Origin of the sequence: Paenibacillus sp. GCM10027626 (genome assembly GCF_042676285.1) — a bacterium.
Lineage (GTDB): Bacteria > Bacillota > Bacilli > Paenibacillales > Paenibacillaceae > Paenibacillus_Z.
In genome coordinates this window covers 21,335-45,688 of the sequence record NZ_JBHTHC010000033.1, presented here as the reverse complement: position 1 = coordinate 45,688, position 24,354 = coordinate 21,335, and the positions used below count along the sequence as shown (strand labels likewise).

Genomic DNA, 24,354 nt, shown 5'->3' with positions numbered 1-24,354 from the left:
GGTCAAATTTGCGGAAATAGCGGCCGTGACTTCCGTTAGCGTTCGTTCTTCATGGACGGAAGCGGGCCGGAGCGGACCAGTGGATCCGTTATCTGTGAACAAAACAGCAAAAGCGGCCGGTCGCGGACCGTATCGGAAAATAAGCCGTTCAGAGACAAAACGAACCCATCTTCCACATAAAGTGGATTGACAGGTTCGTTTCTTCCCTCTACTTAATATTCATCCGCGCCGATATCGACAGCACTGCCCGCTACGCGGTTATTCCCCTTAAAATCCAGTTCACCCATCTTATAGCCCAGGTTCGTACCGGCATTAATGGCCGGCGATCGCAGAGTCAGACGATAATTGCCCACCGCCGGATTGGCAAGCAGCGGATCGGCGAAAATCGCGTTGTTATCTTGGCCCGCTCCCGCTTTATAAGCGGCGAATCCGCTATAGCTGACATTTTTCCACTGCCATTTGGCACCCCCGGCGCTGCCCGGCGCGAAGTAAAGATTATAATTTACCTGGTTGCCGCTATTTTTTTGATACGGGTTGGCAATCAGCAGCTTCGACACTCCGGCCACGAAGATGTTGTTTTTGATCACATTGTTTTTAGTGTCGTATTGCAGCAACAGTTGGCCGCCGCGCAATCCTTTCGTATCATTCATATACACGGTGTTGCCGATTACCGCACAGCCCTCGGTCGATCCCCGTTTTTTGTCATAGCCGCCCATCGCGATGCCGGTATAGTTGTTGCCGGCAACAATATTACTGCGCACAATAATATTGCTGGTAGCCTTTCCCCTATGTTCGCTGGCAATCTCGATGCCAATATCATTGTTGTAGCTGAAATTGCGTTCAATGATCGTGTCCTTGCCCCCATCGACATAAATGCCATCTGCGCCGTAGGAGTCGTTGGGAAGCGAATCGCCATAGGCTGGATTATTGACCGAAGTAATATTATAGACCAGATTTCCGCTAATCAGCCCATTACGCGCCTGATCGTAAGCAGGGTCCGGTGCCGTTCCTTCGAACCCGATCACATCGATGCCGATATTGTCATTGTCATGCACCGTATTCCCTTTTATCGTGAATCCGTCCACATTGCCATTGACCACCATCGACTCGCTTGACCCAAGAATCAAATCACGGAGTGTATTACCGATGATCGAAATTCGGCTCAGCGCATCAGGTGCTCTCGTCCCGTATACGGCAATGCCGTGCGCATTGCGTCCCGACAGGTCCGCCCGCACCGCAGCCGTATTACGGATGCCGTGGATATAATTGTTGCGGATCACGATATCGCTGCCTGCGCCGCGCACGAGAATGCCGGAAGGCACCTTGTCTCTTGTCGCTGTCTTATAATTGCGAATCTCAAAATCTTGCACGACGATATAGCTGGCATCCGTAATTTCGATCATACCCTCGTCATCTGTTACGGATAACCCTGCCCCGTCGAGAACGACCGTTTGCGAGTTATAGCTCTGGAAGGTGATAGGCCCCGCCTCTGCTGACCCTGAATGCCTGATTTTCAGCTTTTGCTTGTAGATTCCGCCCATCACATGTACCGTATCGCCGGCCGACACACTGTCGGCTGCATGCTGCAGCGTCTTCCATGGCGTGGCAGTACTCGTCCCGGAATTGCTGTCGCTGCCGGTCGTGGACACATAATAATTAATCCCGGGTCCTCTCACCGTAACCGGCAGCGGCACCGTCCCATCTGCATCTGTAGCCGCGGCCGCGGAAACGGCGGCATCGCCTGCCCCCGCTCCGCCCAGCATCATACCCACGGCCAGCGTCAGCACAATGCCATACAGCTTCATCTTGCTCAAGGCCGAATTGCGAATCGCCGTCGTTAACGCCACCAGCATCCTCTCCCTCCGCGTTATCAAAGCTCCTGCCCTGCCTCGCTCCCCATCAATCGTTCAGCTGCAGCGACTGTCGGCAAACAGCCCGTACCACCGACGCCCTGCACCGACAATGCGCCGCAGGCACAAGCGAATTGCAGCAGCTCCTCGCCGCGGCGGCCGGTTCTATAGCCGTATATGAGACCGGCATTGAAGCAATCGCCCGCGCCCGTCGTATCCCGGACGGTCACCGGATAAGCAGGCACCGCCACCGGCGGGTAGCCGGCGCGATACAAAACGGCGCCGCTCGCTCCACGTTTGACCGCAACCGCGCCCTCTCCCACTCCGGCCGGCATCTCTTCCCAGGCTGCTTCCAACGAATCGGCCCCGTACAGATGCAGCAGTTCCTCCTCGCTCGGAATAAACAGATCCGTCACCGGGAGCAGCCGGTCGATTCCTTCGCGCCGCCACTCATTGGATACATCCCATCCCGTATCGAAGGACGTGGTCTTCCCTGTGCTTCGCACCCTGCCGAACAAGGCCGGCCATTCGTCCCGCATGCCGCTTTGCAGAAAATACGAGCCAAAATGAACATGGTCCGTCTCGGCCAGCAGCGATGCCGGAATATGCCGGGGTTCGAGCAGCGGAATCGTCCCCGGAAACGTGAGCAGACTGCGGTCGCCCGCTGCCGAGAACGACAGCGTTACTCCTGTCTGCAAGCTGGCATCTACGCTGACATGACGGGTCGAGACCCCCATCCTGTTCAGCTCCTGCAGACAGAAGCGGCCAAAATCGTCATCGCCCACCAGGCTGACGAATTCCACCTCCGCTCCAAGCGCCGCCAGGGCGCATGCTGTAATCGCCGATGAGGAGCCGAGCACAATGTCCATCCCGTCCAGCAGCTTCTCCCGATTCATCTCTGGCATAATATCCGTTCCCGTCAAAATCATATCTACATTTAACTCGCCTAGTACCGCTACTTTCATCCCTGTCGCTCCACTCCTTGCATCCTCACTTCATATCCGGTATAAACCGCCGCTCCGCTTCGAACAGCTCCTCGAACATCGCCTTAATTTCTGCCAGCGAGCATACCGCGGCGGTAAGCGGATCAACCATCAGCGCATGCATGGCCATCTCTTTATCATTGTTCAGCACCGCGGAGACAGCCAGCTCAAAGAAGGCCATATTGCTGCGGCACATCGCGGCCAAATGCTCCGGCAAGGAGCCGAAACGGCACGGGTTGATGCCATTGCGGTCGATCATGCAAGCGACCTCGACCACCCCGTCATGCGGCAAATTGGCAATTAACCCGCCGTTGGGCACACTGCCATAGATCGTCTTTACTTCATGTTTGACCATCGCCTCGATAATGACTGCGGCATATTCATGGCTGGATTCCAGTTCAATCGGCCGTTCCCCCGACAGCTGTCGCTTGATCTCCTCGTCGTTGTTCCGCCGCCAGGTCGGCCAGTTGTTGGCGTAATAACCGGTAGCTCCGTTATACCCTGAACTGCAATGGCGGTCAATCAATACCTGCCTTTTCCGGTAATACGGATTGTACTCCGAAAAGTGGCCGCTGGATTCCGAGACGAACGCGCCGAGATATTTCATTGCATCGAAACGGACCGGATCTTTGGCCAGTAGTTCGAATTTGGAGATATTATCCAGAAGCACTGGATACAGGTCGCGACCCTGATGCGTCAATTCCACAAACCAGGACATATGATTAATACCGCCTGCCCGCCATTTCAACTCCTCATAAGGAACGCCTGCATATTTGGCCAGCTGCCGAGAAGTATTTTGAATCGAGTGGCAAAGCCCTACGACTGGCAGCTCGGTAATTCGCGACGTCAGCAGTGTAACAGCCGACATCGGGTTCGTATAATTCAAAATGACGCAGTCCGGACAGAGCTCCTCCACATCGCGGACAATCTCGATCCAGCTCGGCAGCGTCCGCAGCGTTTTGAACAGCCCGCCCGGGCCAAGCGTATCGCCGATGCACTGATTGACGCCATATTTTAACGGAATTTCATATTCGTAACGCACCGTTTCCAGACCGACGACCTCAATCTGGTTGATGACGAAGTCGGCGCCTGCGATCACTTCCCGGCGGTCGGTAGAGGCCAGCACCTGCCATCGCTTGCCCGTCATTTCGATGATTTTGCTAACCAGATCGCGGGCGATCGCCAGCCGGTCCGGATCGATATCTACTAGGGCGATCGTCCCCTCGGCCAATCCTTCAATATTGAAAATGTCGACGATTATTTCCCGGGTAAAGGCGCTGCCTGCGCCGATAATGGCAATTTTGGTCATAAACAGGTTCTCCATTCCTTAATAAGTTGTTATTTCATTCCGGTCATCGTCAGCCCTTTAATGAACTGCTTCTGGAAAATAAGGAATACGACAATAACGGGCAATGTAATGAGCACTGCCGCAGACATCACGACATTGTAGTTTACCTGATGCGCACCGTTGAAAAAGACAAGCGCCATCGGCACGGTCATCCGGTCCATATCGTTGAGCACGATAAGCGGCCACAAGTAGCTGTTCCATGCTGCCATGAAAGTGAAAATCCCCAGCGCAGAGAGCATCGGCAAAATAAGCGGCGCCACGACGCCCCACATAATGCGCAATTCCCCAGCTCCGTCGATCCGGGCAGCTTCCAGCAAATCTTTCGGAATATCCTCGATAAATTGCTTTGCCAAAAAAACGCCGTAAGAGCTGATCAAATTAGGCAGTATAATCGCGGCCAAATTGTTGATCAGTCCCATTTCGGAGACGATTAAATAAGTTGGAATCATGACAACCTGAAACGGTATCATCATCGTTGCCAGGACGAGGACGAACAACAGCCGTTTGCCGGGAAAAGTGAACTTGGCGAATACATAGCCGGCCAGAGCGCTCGTAAACAATGTCGCTGCTGTAATAAGCACCGACGTCACGGCGCTGTTCAACAGCCAGGTAAAAAACGGCGCCTCCTCAAAAACTGCCTTGTATCCGTCTAATGTCGGATTTTGCGGCCAAAAGGTCGTAGTCGATGAAATAATCTCCAGGTTACTCTTGAATGAGGCTAATACCATCCACAAATAAGGCATTAGCATGATTACGGCGCATATCGTCAGCACGGCAATGATGACAGCTTCGAACACACTCCAGCGCTTGCTCATTTTGATCCATTCCTTCCGTTCAATGTTCCCATTGGGAGCGGCCCGCCTTCAGCTGTATGAGCGTAACCAGCAAGATGATGAGCAGCAGCACAGCCGCCATCGCAGAAGCATAGCCCATATTGGAACTCGAGAATGCCTGGTCGTAAATATGTAGCGCCAGCACTCTCGTTTCGTTGAACGGCTCCCCCTTGGTCATAATCTGAAATTGCGGGAATGCCTGGAAGTAGGATACAACCGTCGTCACCGAAACGAATAACGTCGTTCTGCTAAGCAGCGGAAGCGTAATATGCCAAAAGGTTTGCAGCCGAGTCGCGCCTTCGAGTTTGGCTGCTTCATAATACATATCCGGCACCGAATCGAGTCCTGCCATGAACAGGACGACATTGTAGCCGATATCCGCCCACAGCGTCATCATAATAACCGAGACAAGAGCGTATGCCGGATCGCCGAGCCAATGAACCGGTTCCAGATGAAGCTTGGTCAAAATCATATTGAACAGCCCGCTGTCATAATTGAACATCGTGCTCCAGACTACGGCCGTTCCGGCAAGCGGCGCAATTGCAGGCAGAAAAAATACGGTCCGGAACAGGCTGCGCAGCCGCCGGTAGCGCACGCTGTTGATGGCCAGCGCAATCAGCAGCGTAATGATGATGTTCGACAAGACAGCGGCGATGACAAATTTAAAGGTAACGCCAAGCGACTTCAGGAACAGCTCATCGCGAAATAAGCGAATGTAGTTCTCCAGCCCGGTGAACGGCGACTTGTCGCTTAGCGGACTGTATTGATAGAAAGACAAGATCAGACTCCAAAAAATCGGCACAAATGCAAACACAGCGAACAGGATGAGGATGGGCGTCAAAGACGCCGTTACAAACAGACGCTGCTTGCGGTTTTGGGCGGAGGAGCCAGGCAGCTCCCCGGCCCCTCTCCCCCTTTTAATACTGCTGGTAGCCATGCGCGAACACTCCCGGTTTACTTATGTTGATCTTGACTGGCATTGACAGCTTCTTCGATTTTGCGCAGCCCATCCTCTACCGTCGTTTTGCCGGCAACCATAAGCTGAAAATTGTCGTTAATTTGTTTGAACAAATAGTCGCGGTCCCAAACCGGCCCGATCCATCGGCCATGCTGCAAAATGTCGATCGAAGTCTTCATATACGGATTCTCTTTCACAAATTCAGGATCTTCGGCTACCTCTTTCTTGGCCGGAACTGTGAACGTATCCAAGTTCCACTGCCGCAGTTGCTCCTTCGAGGTCAAGTAGTTGATAAAGTCCCAAGCTTCCTTGGCATGCTTGCTTTTTTGCGAAACGACCAGCCCCCAGCCGGATTCGGCCGCGAATACCGGCGGTTCGGAGGTGAAGGACGGCACCGGCACATAGTCAAAGTCGTTCACTTTATAGCTGTCCAGGCCGCTCGCGATTGTCCACGGGCCGCGGTAGGTCATCGCTGCCCCGCCCTTGAAGAAGTAATCCGACGTGTCCAGCTGTCCGCCGAATGTTGTCAAATCGGCGACTTTGTCACCCACAATGAGCTCCTTGAGCGCGGTCATCGCTTTGATTGCCTCAGGCGTCTGGAAGTTGACATGGCCGTTCTCCCCCCAATACTCGCCCTTCTGCTGCAAAATGAAAGAAAGGAACGTAAACGTAATATTGTCGCTGGACACGAAGTCGAAGCCTTTCACTTTTAGATTGCCGCCTTCCGCCACCGTAAGCTTCTTGGCCGCCTCAACCAGCTCCGGCCACGTAGCCGGCGGATATGAAAGTCCTTTGTCCTTGAACATCTGCGGATGAATGAGCATGCCGCCATTTTCAATATTGTATTCCATTGGCAGTCCGTATAATTTGTCATCGTGCATATACCCGCCTAACGGAGCTTCATAAAATTCGTTTTTCTTGGCTGCGCCGTCCGGCACTTCCGCGAGCAAGCCGTTCTTCGAATACTCCGGCACCCATGTGCCGAAAACCTCGGCAATATCCGGCGGATTTTTCGCGGAGAATGAAGCTTTCAGCTTCTGGTTGTAAACGTCATAGGGAAAGTTTTGAAATTCAATTTTCACATTGGGATGATCCTTCTCATAACGATCAATAATGGCACGGTAGCTTTTAATAAAGGCATCCGCCTGATGGCTCCAGAAAACCAGGTTGACCTTTCCGCCCTCATTGCCGCCCCCTGCCTCTTTGGAGCCGGAACAGCCGCTTAATGCAAAAACTGCAAAAATTGCAAGGACCAGAACAACATAAAATACGGCCGGTTTTCGAACGCTTTTCATTGCAAAACCCCTCTCACCGTTTCTTCTCACATAAACCGCTTACACGTTGAAATGTAACTTTTTTCTAGGCAAAAGTCAACAACTATTTTTCAGTTATTTGCGGCAAAATATAAATTATTTTTCATCATTTTTCATGAAAATTTGCATACATATTAGTTGACCTTATTGTCTTTTTTGCTTAACATAGAGATTGTGCAAACTAGTGTATGAACGTAATAGAAAGGGACGGTTGACTATGGCGACTTTAAAAGATATTGCGGTGCGGGTAGGCGTCTCTGTCTCCACCGTTTCCCGTGTGCTGGCCAATGATTCCAACCGGCTCGTGAATACAGACACAAAGCAAAAAATTTGGGATGTCGCGCATGAGCTTGGCTATCAGGTAAAATCCCTACAGCCGGACACTGCCCAGGCGGTCAAGCTGATCGGCTGCGTCGTGTCTACCTTGCAAAACCGTCATTACCATCCCTATTTCTCTGTCATCTTCGATGGAATTGAGAAAGAGCTGTCCAAGCATGGCTATAAAATTGCTTATACCTATACGCAGGAGGAACTGCAAAAGCCCGAGGTGCTGCGCAGCGCCCTGCACGACAGCCCGCTCGAGGGTTTGATCGTGATCGAGGGAATCGATAGCAAAATTTATGAGCATTTCAAGAAGCATGTGAAGGCGATTGTCGGCATTGACGTCTCCGATCCGAATATTCCTTGCATCGCTTACGATCGCGTGGAGGCAGCGCGGATTGCAGTCAGCCATATGATCGGGCAAGGCCACAGGGACATTATGTTTATCGGGGGTACCGGCCTGTCGGGGCGCTTCGAGAAAGAGAAGCGTTATCGGGGCTACAAGCTGGCTATGGAACAAGCGGGGCTGGCCGTTCAGGAAAATCGCGTCTTGGATGCAGCCTGGGAGCCGGACAATGCGTACCGGCTGATGCTGGCTTATTTGGAGGAGTATGCGGGGAATCTGCCGACAGCCGTCTTTGCAGCCAGCGACATTATGGCCATGGCGAGCATGAGGGCGATTTCCGAGAAAGGATACCGCATTCCGCAAGACTTTGCCGTCATTGGCTTCGATGACAACGAGCCTTCGCGCTATACAGTCCCGCCGCTGTCTACGATCCGCATCCCGACTTTCGAAATCGGCGTCATTGCTGCCAAGACGATGCTGCAATGTATTCGCGATCCATATCCGCTGCCGATTCGCATTTACGTACCGTTCGAGCCCGTTTTCCGTCAGTCGACAGCAAGAGCGGCCGAGGCCGACTAAGCAGCCGAACGACAACAAGTCCGGCCCCTCGCTTCAAAGCAAGTAGAGGGAGCCGGACTTTCATTATATTTACAGCGGACGCCAACGCCAAAACTTGAAAATTGCCATTGTTTCTGTTGGCGCCACGCGGGCATGGGTGTAAGCGCGGGCAAAGCGGGCCGTAGCGGACCATGGATCCGTTATCTGTGAACAAATGTGCCAAAACGGCTCGAACGCGGACCATGGTTCCGTTATTTGCCGCAAAACGGCGCGAAAGCCAGGCAAAATACGCAAATAACGGATCGTGTGTCCGCGAAAGCATCCCCTCACTGGTTTTCGAGCAAATTACGGATCGTATGTCCGCTTGACCTCACAGTTGTCCGCTGCATGACGGCGATCGGTCGACAACATACGTCATCGTGTCCCTAAAAATCGGGACCGGCCAGGCGGAGCGGCCGCTTGCGTTCTTTGGCCGGAATGCGGATCTGCACAGATGTGCCAATTCCTGGGCGGCTGCAGATGGAAACGCCATACAGATGACCATACTGCAGCTTGATCCGCTGATCGATATTGCGGATGCCGTATCCGGTTTCGTTCTCGCTTGACGGATTCAAAATTTCCTTGATCCGCTCCGGCCGCATGCCCATGCCGTCATCGATGATCTGAAACCAAATCTCATCGCCTCGCTTGCGGGCGGCAATGCGTATATGGATGCGGTCGCCGGACCAGGCATGCTTGAGGACATTTTCGATAAAAGGCTGCAAAATAAGCTTGCTCGTCTCGTAAGGCCAAACATTGACATCAATATCAAATATAACCTCCAGCCGCCTGCCATATTTTACCTTTTGAATGTCCAAATAGGCATTCGAATGCTCGATTTCTGCCGAAATCGGAATTAATGTACGGCCCGAGCTCAAGGTCAGCCGATAGAACTTCGCCAGCTCCACCACCATTTTTTGCAGCTTTTCATTCTCTCCGAACTTGGCCAGCTGATTAATCGATGATAATGTATTATACAAAAAATGAGGATTGATTTGCGCTTGCAGCATCTCCAGCTCGGCTTCTTTTTTTTGCAGCTGGGTCAAATAAACTTTATTGATCAATGCCTCGACATCTTCCCCCATGCCGTTCAGCGCTGTAGCAATCTGCGAAAATTCATCCTTGCCCCGGTAGGCGATTCTTTTGTGCAAGTCTCCTTCGCGGAACGCGTTCAGCACCGATACAAACTTCGTAATCCGAATCGAAAAGTAGCGGGAAATAAAAATGCTGGCAAATGCAAACAAAATAAAACAGAGCACGCATATGCCAATAATAAAGGTGCGGACCTTTTTGGCCTCCTGATCAATGATCGTCATGGGAACTTGGGCGGCAATCGTCCAGCCCTGTTTTGCCATCGTCTCCTCAATCGTCATATACTTGTTTTCCGGATTGCCCCGTTCACTGCCGCCGGCAGCCAGGCTGCCCGTTGAATAAAGAATGCGTCCCTCTTGATCCTTGACGGTCAGCATGCTTCCCTCGCCCAATTTGGCATAATCCACACTATCGAACAAATCGGTCAGACGGACGCTCAATCTCATAATGCCGATTTCTTCAAGCTTAAGCGGGTTATTCGTATCGACGATTCTGCGGATAAGGGAGATGCGGTTTTCCTCGGCATCAAGCTCTACCTGCTTCCATTGCATCGTCAAACTATACTGCTCTTCCGGCAATTCCTTATACCATTCCTGGTCGATGATACGGTTCATATGATAAATATCGTAGGTTTGCTCGATCAGCCCCGTATCTCCTCCTTCGACCCGGAATTGGTAAATTTCATTCACCGAATCATTATGGAAATAGACGGACAACCGCTGGCTGAAGCCGATCGACCTCGATGTGCTTTCGATTTTGGGGATGATCGTCTGAATCATCCGATAATAATTGTCTTTGCCGGTTTCATCCGTACGCAAGCTCTGCACCAGATTATAATCATCATACAGCAAAGATGAAATCCGGGTCATATCGTCCGTCTTGTACGCTACATTGTCCCTGATTTGCAGCAAGGTGCCTTGAAGATTTGTCCGCGTCTGCTTGCGCATCGAAGTATCATACATGGATTGCGTTACATAACCGTTCACGGACACAAGAATAATGATAAAAATCATGTAGGATAACATTAACTTGTATCCGATCGGGATGTACCGGTGTTTGGTTCGGTTTGTCCGGATCAACTTCATTGCTGCCACACCCTCATTGCTCTCGCTTGCGATACTCAAGCGGCGTCATTCCGAATTTGTCCTTGAATTGTCTGCTGAAATAAGGAAGATTCCTGTACCCGACCTGGTCGGCAATCTCATAGATTTTCATTCCCGGCTGCTTCAGCAGCTCGCAGGCGCGCTCCATCCGCAGATGAACAAGCAGCTCGTTAAACGTGAAGCCCGATTTTTCCTTCACCAGAAATCCGAGATAGCTCGGCGAGAAGGAAAACTGTTCCGCAAAATCCTTCAAAGTGACATTCTCGCTCATCCGTTCTTTGATCGCCTTGACGATGCTGCGCATAAACTTGCTGCCGGCCGTATTGGACTTCTCGTGCAGCCGTTCGGAAATTTCGAATACCCGGTGCATCAGCCAGGAACGGATATCGCTTATCGTCTCAAATTGCAGCAATATATCCAGATTATGCAGCTCGATATCCAGCAGCTCGAACAAATTTTCATCGATCGAGTTTAAGTGCTGCTCCAGCTTCCATATAATGAAATTCGCTAAGTTCAGGACGGTAAACTTGGAACGGAGATTCGTCAGCGATAAAAACAAATTTTCAAATTCATCGTAAATTCGTACAAGATCATATTCTGTCATCGCTTTCAACAAGGCTTCCATCCGGGCATCCAAAGCCCTGGCATCGAGCATCTCCGGCTCACAGCGCACTTCCTCATACTTGATCAAGGTGCCTTTGCCGAGAAACATCTTGCTTTCAACCGCCTCTACTGCCTGCTGATAAGAGACATGAAGCTGCGCCAGATCAGCCACGGGTTCGCCGAGGCCAGTCGTAATCGATACGGCCAGCTGCTGCTGAATAGAGGCATATAAGTTATTGATGCAATGCTCCAGCCCCGTCTCCGCCAAAAGGAGCGCAAAGCGCTGGGAGTTCAGTTTGCAATAAGGGATCTGCCGTTCTCCCTTGACCGCTTCATGCAGCAGCTGCATCAAGATCCGCGACATTTCCTGCAGTGTCTTGCGGCTGTCCGCAAATTCCCAGGTCAGCTTGTCGATCTCCATAACGGCAACCCGGACGGGCCATTCCAGCCGGTCCAGCCCATAAATTGACGCCTGCTTTGATGACGTTTCCCGGTCTGCAGCCGAATCGCCCTCCAGCAGCTGAACAAGCAAATTGCTCTTGGCGATCGGCATCATCTGCTGATAAGCCTGCTCCACCTCACGCTGCTTGTTTGCTTCGTCGAGATCCTCCTTCACATTGCGCAAGGTGGCAATCAGCTCGCTGTCATCCATCGGCTTCAGCACATAATTGTAAGCTTTCAATGACAATGCCTGCTGCACATAGCTGAATTCCTGATAGCCGCTGACAAAGATAATGCGGATGTCCGGCGTCCGTTCCAGCGCGGCCCGCGCCAGCTCCAGCCCGGACATATAGGGCATATTCACATCGCTGACCAAAATATCGACCGGATATTGTCCGAGCAGTTCGCTGGCCGATAACGCATTGTTTGCAGATCCGATTACTTCCATTCCGAGTTTCGACCAGGGGATGAACCGCCTCATCCCCTCCAGGTCCAGCTCTTCATCGTCTACCAATAGAACTTTATACACGAGAAGCCAACCTCCTTATCCAGTCAGAGACTCAACTAGTCCGAGTTCAACATCAATAGATTCGAATGCCATTTGGCCGTAATGTAGTCGAGATACTGCTGAAATCCAACCGCCATCGACTGGTTGTGGGCATCGTCCAAAATCTTCAACACTTCTTCATCCGTCGCGCCAAACATCGCATCGGCCCTGGCCTTCAGCCATATATCCTTGACTCTGCGGTAAATGACCCCTTCCTCCGATTCAGGCATCGGATGCAGGTTAATGAACGGGGTCGCATCCCCTTGCGATTTCCAGGTCACCTTATGCTGCCAAGTTGAAGACCAATTGCGTTTCTCCTCCGGCAGCGTCGCCTCATACTCGCTTTTGGTCTGATCCAGATATACAGTGTTGCCTACCCAAATCAAATCGCCTGAAATGGCTTGAATCTGTGTCAGCCCTTCCGGATCGTCGCCATATTTGCTCGTAAACGCCGGGGTAATGCCGTCTTCTTTGAAGCCGTTCCAATATCCGTCCGGTCCGGGCGGCCCCCACATTTGCACGGCCGACCCCTCCGGCCCTGTCATCCAGTCCAGCATCGCAAAGATCGCCTCCGGATTTTTAGCCCCTTTCGTAATCGTCGCGACGTTCCATCCGAGCAAATTGTAGGTGCCGGGATAAATCTTGCTTCTGTCCAAGCCTTCCTTGTAGATCGGATCGATGAAAAAATAACCGTCCTGCGGATTTTTTTTGGACAGTTCAGCATCTGCCGTCATCACCATTTTCATCGGATCGGCACTGGCGAATACGGCTACGCGGCCGCTCATCAATTTCTCGCTGACCTGATCCTCTGTCTGAGTTAGCGCATCCGGCGTCATCAATCCTTCCCGCATCAGTTTGGCCACATAGAGCGCCGATTCGCGAAAGCCTTCATCTTTATAGATCGATGTCATCTTGTCGCCGGTTGTCACCGCAAAATTGCGCGTAAAGCTGAAATTGTTTTCTTTGAAAGCAGAGAACAGCTGATCAATGCCGATTCCCTCCTTGGCCAGCCCGGTTTCAAACGGAATCACTTGCGGGTAGCGCTCCTTGACCTGCTTTAAGTAGTGATACAGATCGTCGGTCGTTTCCAGCTTCGGTGAGCCCAAAGAGGCATAAATCCTTTTATTTACTACATAACCCGCATTTCCGTAGGGCCGATTGGAATAATAGTTGGGAAAATAATAAATATGACCGTCCGCCGCCCGCAGCAGATTCAATATTTTGGGTCCTGCCCACTTTTTCAAATTCGGATACTTTTCAATATAATCGTCAAGCGGCACAAGCAGCCCTGCTTCCCGCAGACGCTCCAGGTCGGAGTCGCGCTGGCCCCATATAATATCCGGCAGCTTTTTGCCCGCTATCATTTTCTGCAGCTTCTGTGCAGCGTTGCCTTCGGCGCTGATGGCCGTTATATGAATATTTAAATGATCGCGAATCCACTTTGATGACGGATCCGCCCCCCACGCAGGCATATTATAGTAGCTGTAGTGCGCATAGAATGTCACATTCAGCGCTTCTTTCCCCAGCTCATATAACGCGCCGTCCTGCTTGACGCCGGTTGTATCCGGCTCCTCTTCAGGCTGAACAGTCACAGGCGGGGGAACAGGCTTTTCAGCATTATTGCAGGCAGCGAGCGCGCAAAGGATAAGCGCAACCCAGATCAGCCTTAACCTCCCATCTCTCTTTTTGTCCACTGCAATCCCCCTTGTAGGCGAAATAGAGATATCCCAAAAGGTTCGACAAACCTTTTGGGAATACCTCTTTTTTACACAAATGGACCCTATTTTCCGGCTAGCTTCGCTTTATTGGCCTGCCATCTTTCTGTACGGAAGTCCAGCAGCTTGTTATAGCCCAATTGCTGCGCATCTTTCTCCGCTTGATCCAACATTTGGTCTACTTCTTCATCGCTCTTGGAATTGGTAATCACATTGGCATAAACCTGCAAGAACAGATCGACAATGCTCTGCCGGATAGCGCCCAGATCGCTGTCCTTCGGCGGATCCAAATTGATAAACTCCGTGACATTGTATTGCGTCGGCCATGTAATCGTGCTTTGATAACGCGCCATCCAGTTCTGCTCCTCTTCCGGCTTCGAGTTCTCATATTTCATTTTTGCCGGATCGATATAGCTGGTATTGCCGTTAATCATAACCTTTTCGTTTTTATTTTGGATGTCTTGCACCTCGGCCGCATCGTAGTTGGCGGTAAAGTTAGGCTGCCCGTTCTCATCAAATCCGTCCCAGTTGCCGCCTTCCGGACCGAAGAACTGTAAATTTTGCCCTTCCGGACCCGTGTACCAGTCCAGGAAAGCAAAGATCGCTTCCGGATCTTTCGCCGCTGTCGTAATGACGCTCGCATTCCATCCCAGACTCGTGTACGTTCCCGGAAAAATTTTATTTTTATCGAGTCCGGGCTTATGAATCGGCCAAATCATAAAGTAACCGGCATCAGGATCGGTTTTCGTAAGCTCCTTGTGACCCTTGCTTGCATAATCGGTAGGGTTCGCGCCGGCATAAACCGCCACTCGGCCGTTCAATACCTTCTCCTCAACCCGATCGGTCGTTTGATTAAAGGCCTCCTGGGAAGTCAGCTTCTCCCGGTACAATTTGGCAATGTACTTGTTCGCTTCGCGGAAGATTGGATCTGTAAATATACTCGTCATCTTCCCGTCCTTCGGTACAGCCAGCATACCGCTGTTCAAATAGCTGTACAGCGCCTGATCGCCCTCGCCGAACGCGGTATACAGCACGCCGAAGCCTTGCGCGTCAACAGCGCGGTGCGGTTCGAACGGCACAATCTTGTCGCCGTACTTCTCTTTCACTGCTACCAGATACTTATACAGGTCTTCGGTTGTTTCCAGCACCGGCGAACCTAACTCCTTGTAAATTTTCTTATTGATCGCATAGCCGGCATTGCCCATTGGGCGGCCTGTGTACCAGTTAGGGAATTGATACAGCTTGCCGTCATCGGCGCGCAAAATATTCAAATCGCTCATCCACGTCTTCAAATTCGGATATTTGTCCAAATAATCGTCAAACGGAACGAGCTTGCCATGTTCGCGAAGCTGTTCTACATCGGGATGATTGCGGCTCGTCCAAATCACTTCCGGCAATTCATCGCCGGCAATCATCGCGCTCATCTTCTGGGCGGAATTGCCGCTAGCGGTAATCATTTTAATATCGACCTGCTTGTTCTCCTTCAGCCATTTGCCGGCCGGCGTGCTGTCCCAAGCCGGAAAATCAACGTCGTCATAATGCGCATACATCGTAAAACTAAGCGGCTTGTCGCCGAGCACCCATTTGCCGTCCTCGCCTTTGCTCGTGTCATTTTCTTTCGTATCGCCGCCATTATCGCCATTGCCGGTTGCTGGCGGAGTAGTTGGCGCAGGCTCCTTATTGCCTTTGTCCGAACTGCTGCACCCGGCCAGCACAGTAGCGAGAACGAGGATCGCCGATACCGTAAGCAGCATTACCCTCTTCATCTTCTTCATGCTTTGGATTGCCCCTTTCAATAGTAGAATATATATGTTCAAAGCGGTAATCGCCTTAAACCGGAAGAAGTGTTATTCTTTCAGCGAACCCACCAGCACGCCCTTGACAAAATATTTCTGAACAAACGGATAGACGAGCATAATCGGGATCGTAACGACCATCATCATCGCCATCGTCAGCGATTTTGTGCTAACGGTACGCGTTTGCTCCATCAAAGCGATCGATGCGCTATCCAGCACCGAGGATTGATTGGTCACAATCGTGGAATTGAGCGTTTGCCGCAGCATCGTCTGAATCGGCAGCAAATGGTCGCTCGTAATGTAGATGCTTGGCAAAAACCAGTCGTTCCAGTGCGCGACGGCAGTGAATAGCCCCAAGGTCGCAATGACCGGTCCGGATAACGGCAGCACGATCCGCCCAAAAATTCCCCAATTGCTGCAGCCGTCGATTTGCGCCGACTCTTCCAGACCGACGGGAAGGTTTTTAAAGAATGTCCGGAATACAATCATGTTCCAGACACTGATCAAGGAAGGAATGATAAATACAAGGAATGTATTCATCAAGCCGAGCGAGCGGTTTAACAGATATGCCGGGATCAGGCCGCCGCTAAAATACATCGTAATAACAAAATAGACCATATAATATTTGCGGCCGATCAGATTGCTCCGCGTCATGCCATAGGCGAGCAGCGCGGTCATCAGGATGGCGCTGATGGTACCGGCCACAGTACGGCTAACCGAGATAAAAAATCCGTTCAGCAGCCGGGAATCGCTCAAAATAATTTTATAGTTTTCCAGCGTAAAAGCCCGCGGCCAGAACGTAATGCCACCCAAAGCGGTATCTTTGCCGACATTGAAAGAAACAACGAGCGCATTCCAAAACGGATAAAGCGCTGTAAAAGATAACAAACCGAGAAAAATATAGATGCAAGTGACCATCAACCGGTCACTGTAGCCTAATCGCGCCAACAGCCCCGCCTCCTACTCGTAAAAATGTGCCGCATTACCACAGGCTGTTGCCCGACCTGCGCGCGATAAAGTTCGCAAGCGTTAACAATCCGATATTAATGACGGCTTTGAACAACCCCACTGCAGCGGCATAAGAATAGCGCTGATTGCCCAGGCCGACCCGGTAAACATAGGTATCAATAACATCTGATACCGGCCTTAGTACAGGGTTGTTTGCGAGCAGCAAAATATCCTCGAAGCCGGCGCTAAGCAAATTGCCAATCGCCAGAATCATAAAAATTGCAACAACAGGCATAATGGTCGGCAGCGTGATCATGCGAATCTGCTTGAATTTGCTTGCCCCGTCGATATCCGCGGCTTCATACAGATGCGGATCGACCCCGGCGATCGCCGCTAAAAAGACGATGGAGTTGAAGCCGATCTCCTTCCAGACATTCGTCGTGACAAGAATACTCCAGAAGTATTCCGGCATCGAAAGAAAATTGACCGGTTCATCGATCGCTCCTGCCTTCTGCAGCAGCAGATTAATGCTTCCATTCTCTGTTGAGAGCAATGCTGAGGCGAACCCTGCTACGATAACCCATGAGAGGAAGTGGGGCAGATAGGTGACCGTCTGTACCATTCGCTTAAAAAACAAGTGGCGCACTTCATTCAGCATCAGCGCCAAAATAATCGGCGCCGGAAAACCGACGATAAATTTCAATAAACTAATGAAAATCGTATTGCGCATAACAGTTCCAAACTCCGGCGCATTAAAAAACATTTCAAAATGCTTGAAGCCGACCCAGGGATTCCCCCAAATTCTCCCTCCCGTAAATATGCTGTAATCCATAAAGCTAGTAAAAATCCCGTACATAGGCAGGTATGAAAATATAAATACCAGCAAAATTCCCGGCCACACCATCAATTGAATATCCCATTGCTTTAGGAGACGGGAGGCGAAACTTTTCTTGTGCGAGTTCCGCTGCGGGGGCAGCGCCTTATTTTCTGCAGATGTTACGGACATGCTCATCCTCCCTTGCCAAAAAGTATTGTACCGATCTGCTTGGGCTTACACATTTATTCTAGCCTTCTAAAAATTGTGAAACTATATAACAAAAACCCGATTTTTTGCACTTCTGCACGAACTTTATGCTCGCTGTGCAAAAAAGCGGCACTTTCCGAATACAAGAAGAAACTGTCTGTGCAAGAAAGGGCCGCTAACGAACCTGGCAACCCTTATTCGGCCCAAAATGGGGTCTTGTGGGCCGTAACGAATCTACCGATCGTTATTCACCGAAAATCAGCCGCTTCCCCGCCTTTTTTCCATCAATAGCGTGTCTCAGGTTCGTTAGCCCCACTCGTCAACGTGTCGATTGGCCGTGTGTGCTTCTAACCAACTTCTCATGCGCTTTTAGCGAATCCAATCTTTCTGTAACGTTAAAAAAAGCTATCTCGCAGCAGTTAAAAACCTACTGTTGAGATAGCTTTCCGTTCTGAGTGTGTCTATTACTGGGTAAATGCGGTGAAGCGGGCCGCATACGGACCATGGATCCGTTATTTGTGAACAAACCTTCCAAGACGGCTTGCACGCTGACCGTAGATCCGTTATTGGCCGCAAATCGCCGCCAACCCCCGGCAAAATCGGCAAATAACGGAACGTGTGTCCACGAATCCTCCCAATGAGCCGGTATTCGATAAAATAACGGATCGTGTGTCCACATACTCTTCGCAATCACGAATATGAAACTAATGTTACTGTTCCATTTAACCCCGAAACAGCCGGATGTTTGTTGTACAAATTATCAAGCGTATTGGCAATACACAGTTTTAAATCATTGCTTCGGCTTTTTAAAAGACCTGTGCAATCCCATTCATAAGGCGGCCACAAACAAGTGCCTGCCTTAACGTTGTTTACATACAAAACTGCGCTTTCACGGATATCGCTGCAGCGAACAACGATTTTCTTTCCCTCAATCTTTTCGGGGCCAAGAGTTACAGTTGTTGTATATACCCCTACTCCTGAATAATGAGGAAAGCCATTTGCCGCCCAATCTGCCGCTCCACGCTCAGGCGCAGCCCCGATGGTCTGACCCTCAATTCCAAAATTGCCTGTGAGATAGGCTGGATAATGCAAGCCTTGCATCGGTTCCAGCAAGGAGAACGTCAGCAATTCCAGTTCGTTTTCACCGGGTATCAGCGCTTGTTTCAACTCAACCTGCCGATAAAACGGGTCCTGCCACGCAGAAGGCTGCAGTGCATCAAGGCGAACGCCGTTCAGATACAGCTCCAGATTCCGTCTTCTTGTCAGGAACCCGATATGGGCAGGAATGTATTGCGCCATCTCGTCCAGTATAAGCCTTACATAGGCAGAGGGATCCTCTTGAACGGCTTTCAGCCAGCCGGGCTCCACCATAAACCTCGTGCGGTAGGTGTTCGTTTGTCCCGGCATAATGGTTTTCATTCTGGACTGCCGATCGTTCAGGATTACTTCCCATCGATCGAGCAGCAGTACATTCGGCTCGGCCGGATGAAAGAAAAACTGAGCGGGATCAAGCTCTGCAACAATCTCGGCGCTTTTATCCGCGTATATCGTTTTTTGCCCTTTTTCCGTCTTTCCCGCTGTTGCCGAAACGCGGCAAAAGATGCGCATCTCTCCGCTTTCGAGGGAGAATCCCTCGCTAACATAAGCGGAAGCGTCGCTGCAGCTCCCGTTTTCCAGATGCCATTCTTCCCATCGTTCCTGCATTCCTTCGTAACGGATGGCAGCGGCATGCTCCGCCGTGTTCAGCACCCAAAAAAAGGAGGTTCCATCATTGCTTACCGTATGCTTGACAAAGAACCGGTCAGGTGCGGTGGAATGCCAGCCGGCATTATCGCCCAAAAACGGAATCTGGCTGCGTTCCGCCAGTACATGAACAAGTCCGCAGGCATTGTCTTTACGAACGGATGCTTCATCCAGCAGCAGCAAGCGGCCACCGCAGCCTTCCGTCGACTCCCATCGATCCCACACCGCCTTCAGCTCGCCGCTGGCGGAACACTGACGATCAGAGGCTGCTTGCGCCCCGATGACAGCCACGATTCCCCCCGCTTCCATGTAGGCTTCCAGCCACATCATTGCATGCAGATCAATGACAGAAACCTCCGGCAAAATGACAGCCGGTATTCGCTTCGCCGCTTCCTGCGGCGTTCCCAGCGCAGCGAGCTGACTTTCATCCGCATAAATATAATCGCATTTGGCCCGCAGCAGCCGGTCGGAGAGGAAGGCAAACAATTCATCGGCCGAAATCGACATCCGCGCTTCCCCGTAATCGAACATCTCCCGGTAGACGGTGCGAATCGGCGAAACGATAACGACAGGGTATGGCGCTGCGGTCTTGGCTCCAAGCAAACTGAGTCTGGCCGTATAATCGGCAAAATGGCGATAATGAGGCCAATGGGGCGCATGATAGAACTCGGTTTGGGGAAAATCGGTTTTGCGATGCCCCGCGAATGAATAATAAAACGCATGCGGGATAAATAAATTGACGCCGAGAAAGCTCATAAAATTGGCATCCAATCTCCGCTGGCGCATCGAATACTCATGATTGCTGGCCCCGAACGCCTCACATATGACCCGCTCCCTGTTCTTCAGATACGCAACGGAAGAAGCGCATTTGACGGACAAAATGCGATGTGGATGATCAGGATCCCCAATTCCCGCTTGCAAATAATCCAGTCCGGGATAGGTGAACGATTCCAGTACCTTCAACTGGTTGCCTTGCGAGCGTGCTTGCCCCCACAGCGGTTCTTCCAACGTATGGCCGATGTAACAAAGCCCGCGGCTCTCGCACCAATGGCGCAGCGGCTCATGATACGATTCGATGTACCAGCGGGTCACCGTATCGTAAAATCGCTGTCTGCCCGCATGGCAGCTGCCGTCAGCCATCCGATACACCAGACCGGCGACCTCCCCCAGCAGGTCTCGGCCATGCATTTCTTTAAACCGGTCCACCGCTTGTTCGGTCCAGGGCAGTATATAACCCGGAAGGCTGTATGACGGATCCTCGACCGTCGTTTTAATCGCCTCTACGCCAAAGAAACCGTCATGGGCCATCAGTCCGGGTTCGTCCGTAAAAACACCTTGCACAACCGTCCCGAAATAACGCGAGAATCGCTCAAGCGGCTCATAGGCTGCATTCATAAACGCCTGTACGGCTGCAGGATTCATCGTATCGAGGTAGTAGCCGCTGCCAAACGTCAGCCGTTCATCCGTTTCACATTCCCAGTAGGCCAGAAGCACATATTCCGCATCCCCAGGAGCTTCCCACTCCCACCCCCACTGTTGATCCAAATCGGCAGATGCCGCAAAGACAGGCTGATTCACCAGCTTCACCCTATTCCCGTCGCGCTCTTCAACCGGGTAAGCAACAGCAGCAAGCAGCCGGTTTCCTTCTGGAACCGGGGATTTGAAGGCAAATGCACGCTGCTTGCCGGAAAGAACGGCTAATGTTTCAACACGCAAATATTTCATACGAAAGGAAGGATGCTCCCGCGTCAACTTTCCGCCGACCGTCCCGCTGGGCCAGTTGTCTTCATCATAGAGCCAGACCAGCATGCCAAGCCGCTCACAGATTTGCATGCAATACTCGAGCATTTGCATATAATCTTCGGAGAGAAATTCGGCCCCCTTACCGTGCCGGGAATGAAGCACAACACCTCCCACGCCTTGAAGATGCATCTCTTCCAGCTGACGGCACAATTGATCTTTATCGTAACAGTGGTTAAGAAACCAAAAAGGCTGGGGCCGATAAGCGGCCCCGGGATTTCGAAATTCGTTCTTCATTTGTGCTGTTCTCCTATCGATGCAGTTTAAATGTAAACAGACCGAATGCCGGCAGCTCAACGGGAACAGTACCATTCGCTGAGGTCAGTCTGCAGACCGGCGTTTCTTGCAGATCGGTTACGGTTATCGATTCCCCACATTTCAGCCCGCTAATGAGCGCTGCCGCCTTTTCTCCGGGATTCCAGAGCCGGAATATAATGCCTGAACCGTCCTCTGCCAGCTTCGTACAGGAAAGATGCGGCGGCTCCCCCTCTGATTCAATCGCGATGGGTGAAAAATTTTCCTGAAGCTGTCTTCCACTCGCCCCCGGATCAGCAGACTCCGCTATGACATCGACTGCATAATTGAGCGCCTCGCGAACGATTTCCCCATCCGCGTCCGTTCCAAACGGATACAGGCTGTAAGCATAAACATGTTTACCATGATTTTGCCCGCCGGGAACCGGATGATCCGCTCCCGCCCAGGGACCGAGCCGGCCAAAACAACGCAGCAGCGTAAGCTGCAGCTCCGTCTGCCCTCCGGCCGTTTTCGCTTGACAGGCGGGCAAGCCTTTACTGAATAAGGAGATTCCCCTGCTTTCATTTTTCAAATAAACGGCATGCTGAAACGGCTCATCCGACCAGAAGTGATCGCTCGTCGCCGCCCGCTTCATCACGCGAAAATGATCGTATGCGTAAATGCTGTCCGTTTTCTCGCCGAATGGGAATGCGACACGAAGCATGTGATCCTTACACAGGTTGTCTACAGCAGCTTCGATGTCGATGCGAGCCGAATGGCTGTATACAGTAATAGCAAGATCAACTTGAACCGTTTTTGTCGTCAGGCTTCTGCGGCCGCTTGCCCAGTCATACCGGGCCGGAAGCGAAATGGGGAACGAGGTTTCAGCCCTGTAACATCCTTCATGCACCTGGCCGATATGCCACTGAACCTCCCCGGCAGGCGCCCCATACTCTTCCAATTCCAATTGCTCCTGATCTTTATGTTCGTACGCGTCCCCGAGCTCAGCCCGGTCCCTGAAGGCATGAAGTCCGCTGTAGCGGATGCTGTTTGCCTTGTCTGCCAGGTCAAATGTTCCATCGCTGTTGAGATGTACGGTCAAGTATTCATTCTCGATCGAACTTCCGGACGCAATCCGAATCCATCCCTCATCGGCCGGCTTGGCAGTCTCTATTACCTCATCCTCTTGCACAAGATAATAGACCGATGGACCGATTCCTGTAACGTCAGACAAATTCGCCCTTACATGCACAACGGTGAAACAGGCATCATCCGGCTTGCTTTCGTCATCCTGCTTGGAGAGTACGGCAATAAGCTGTTCATGGGTCATATAGACACTTTCCAGATCCTTTTGTTTGACCGCCTTGATTTCAATTCGCGCAGGATACTGCTTGCCCTCGCCGTCAACCAGCGCCCATGCCTCTCCCGCCAGTCTTCGCGGTACGCGGATAAGCGAATCCAGAACGGCAGTCTTCCGGTACGGGAGACTGTTAAATACGACAATCGGAACGGCATCCCTATACGGATGCCGGGTTTGCATGCGCCCGGCAAGCTTTTGCATCCCGTCTTTCAACAAATAACGGCCGGCAGCCATAATATCGTCAAACCGCGTCTCCATATCTTTATGCACCTGATCCAGCGAACAGCCGCAAATCGAATCATGCGGATGATTCAGCATCAGCAGCCGCCAAAGCCGCTCAAGCACGCCTTTAGGATAGGGCCCGTCAGCAGAACGGTGTAAAAAGCTGTATAGAGGCTCAAGCTTTTGCTGCAGCAGCAGCTCCGCCTCTTCATTCAACTGTTTTAACCGGAGGCGGGAGCTGAGCGTACCGTTGAGCCGGATAGGCTCACTGGCTGATCCCCTCATCTCGCCGTTATAAACCGCCAAATTTGCCGCCGGCGCTCCCTCCGCTACAGCATGGAAATAAGCTTCCGGGCCAGACAGCACAAACTCGCTCTCTGCAGCTCCGTCTTGTCCGCGTGCGCGCTCGAGCAATCGAAGCAATGTCTCCCTCGGCTCCATATGGTCGATACCGGCGGATAAATAGACATAGGGAGTTGCGGCATGGGCAAGCTGCTGCTGAACGTCTGCCTCCATTTTTTCGATAAGCGCAGCGTAATCGGGTTTATAGGCACGCTCGTGATGAATATCTGACCAGATGTCGGGATAGCTGAGATAAACCGCATTGCCATAACCATGATTAGCAGCCAGAACTTTTGAACCGTCTTGAGCCTCCCACCAAAATTCAAAATGGGGCAGCGCTTCATTCCAGTATGGACGGCCTCTCCCGAAGGACGCGTATGGTATCCCAAAGCCTTGCAAAATCATCGGCAGCGCACCAATGCTGCCGAAGGAGTCGGGTACATACCCGACCCCCATCGGCCTGCCTCCCCATTCGCGAATTTGCCGCATTCCCTTCAACAAATTCCGGATCGTCGACTCTCCGTTTTGCAAAAATTGATCGGCAAGAACATACCACGGACCGCAAATCAATTTCCCGGAGCGGAGATAGTTGATCAGGCGCTCCCGCTGTTCCGGCCTGATCTCCAAATAATCTTCGATCACAACCGACTGTCCATCTAACAAAAAACAGTATTCTTCATGCAGGTCGAGCAGATCCAGCACCCGGTCGACCGTATCGCCGAGACGGATTTGATATTGCCCGAAGGTCATCACCCATTCCCGGTCCCAATGCGTAGTCGGTACAATATAGATGCGTTTTGCCGCCAATGGTTTCGCCATTTCATGTACTCCTTGC

General features: G+C 51.5%; 15 protein-coding genes. 1 reads left to right on the top strand and 14 read right to left on the bottom strand.

Going from position 1 to position 24,354, the window contains the following annotated elements:
- Positions 1–212: 212 nt before the first annotated feature.
- From ACFQ0N_RS35360 to ACFQ0N_RS35335, 6 genes are all read right to left on the bottom strand, one after another.
- The gene (locus ACFQ0N_RS35360) at positions 213–1,805 is read right to left on the bottom strand and encodes a choice-of-anchor Q domain-containing protein (RefSeq protein ID WP_379334850.1); all 1,593 of its coding nucleotides are present in this window, start codon (positions 1,803–1,805) and stop codon (positions 213–215) included.
- Positions 1,806–1,870: 65 nt separating this feature from the next.
- The gene (locus ACFQ0N_RS35355) at positions 1,871–2,815 is read right to left on the bottom strand and encodes a carbohydrate kinase family protein (RefSeq protein ID WP_379334827.1); all 945 of its coding nucleotides are present in this window, start codon (positions 2,813–2,815) and stop codon (positions 1,871–1,873) included.
- A gap of 25 nt (positions 2,816–2,840) precedes the next feature.
- Positions 2,841–4,142, bottom strand: coding sequence for an alpha-galactosidase (gene melA / locus ACFQ0N_RS35350; protein WP_379334826.1), 1,302 nt, complete (start codon positions 4,140–4,142; stop codon positions 2,841–2,843).
- 29 nt (positions 4,143–4,171) lie between these two features.
- Positions 4,172–4,996 carry a carbohydrate ABC transporter permease gene (locus ACFQ0N_RS35345; protein ID WP_379334825.1) on the bottom strand — a complete coding sequence of 275 codons (825 nt, stop codon included), beginning with the start codon at positions 4,994–4,996 and terminating at the stop codon, positions 4,172–4,174.
- 19 nt (positions 4,997–5,015) lie between these two features.
- Complete coding sequence (locus ACFQ0N_RS35340; RefSeq protein ID WP_379334824.1) at positions 5,016–5,951, bottom strand: carbohydrate ABC transporter permease; 936 nt, start codon at positions 5,949–5,951, stop codon at positions 5,016–5,018.
- Positions 5,952–5,968: 17 nt separating this feature from the next.
- Complete coding sequence (locus ACFQ0N_RS35335; protein WP_379334823.1) at positions 5,969–7,267, bottom strand: ABC transporter substrate-binding protein; 1,299 nt, start codon at positions 7,265–7,267, stop codon at positions 5,969–5,971.
- A 235-nt stretch (positions 7,268–7,502) separates the two neighbouring features.
- On the opposite strand from ACFQ0N_RS35335, the gene ACFQ0N_RS35330 reads away from it, so the two are divergent.
- Positions 7,503–8,531, top strand: a complete 1,029-nt coding sequence (locus ACFQ0N_RS35330; protein ID WP_379334822.1) for a LacI family DNA-binding transcriptional regulator — start codon at positions 7,503–7,505, stop codon at positions 8,529–8,531.
- 404 nt (positions 8,532–8,935) lie between these two features.
- On the opposite strand, the gene ACFQ0N_RS35325 is transcribed toward ACFQ0N_RS35330, so the two are convergent.
- The 8 genes from ACFQ0N_RS35325 to ACFQ0N_RS35290 form a co-directional block, all read right to left on the bottom strand.
- The gene (locus tag ACFQ0N_RS35325) at positions 8,936–10,726 is read right to left on the bottom strand and encodes a cache domain-containing sensor histidine kinase (protein WP_379334821.1); all 1,791 of its coding nucleotides are present in this window, start codon (positions 10,724–10,726) and stop codon (positions 8,936–8,938) included.
- A 13-nt stretch (positions 10,727–10,739) separates the two neighbouring features.
- Entirely contained in the window at positions 10,740–12,317 is a 1,578-nt protein-coding gene (locus tag ACFQ0N_RS35320) for a response regulator (protein ID WP_379334820.1), read from the bottom strand.
- A 35-nt stretch (positions 12,318–12,352) separates the two neighbouring features.
- Positions 12,353–14,029 carry an extracellular solute-binding protein gene (locus tag ACFQ0N_RS35315; protein ID WP_379334819.1) on the bottom strand — a complete coding sequence of 559 codons (1,677 nt, stop codon included), beginning with the start codon at positions 14,027–14,029 and terminating at the stop codon, positions 12,353–12,355.
- A gap of 86 nt (positions 14,030–14,115) precedes the next feature.
- Positions 14,116–15,825 (bottom strand): extracellular solute-binding protein, encoded by a 1,710-nt coding sequence (locus ACFQ0N_RS35310; protein WP_379334818.1) that lies wholly within the window; start codon positions 15,823–15,825, stop codon positions 14,116–14,118.
- Positions 15,826–15,897: 72 nt separating this feature from the next.
- The gene (locus ACFQ0N_RS35305; protein WP_379334817.1) at positions 15,898–16,794 is read right to left on the bottom strand and encodes a carbohydrate ABC transporter permease; all 897 of its coding nucleotides are present in this window, start codon (positions 16,792–16,794) and stop codon (positions 15,898–15,900) included.
- A 34-nt stretch (positions 16,795–16,828) separates the two neighbouring features.
- Positions 16,829–17,800, bottom strand: a complete 972-nt coding sequence (locus ACFQ0N_RS35300) for an ABC transporter permease (RefSeq protein ID WP_379334816.1) — start codon at positions 17,798–17,800, stop codon at positions 16,829–16,831.
- A gap of 708 nt (positions 17,801–18,508) precedes the next feature.
- On the bottom strand, positions 18,509–21,598 hold the full coding sequence (locus tag ACFQ0N_RS35295) for a glycosyl hydrolase family 2 protein (RefSeq protein WP_379334815.1): 3,090 nt from the start codon (positions 21,596–21,598) through the stop codon (positions 18,509–18,511).
- Positions 21,599–21,611: 13 nt separating this feature from the next.
- Positions 21,612–24,338: an alpha-mannosidase gene (locus ACFQ0N_RS35290; protein WP_379334814.1), complete on the bottom strand. Its 2,727-nt coding sequence runs from the start codon at positions 24,336–24,338 to the stop codon at positions 21,612–21,614.
- Between the last annotated feature and the right edge of the window lie 16 nt (positions 24,339–24,354).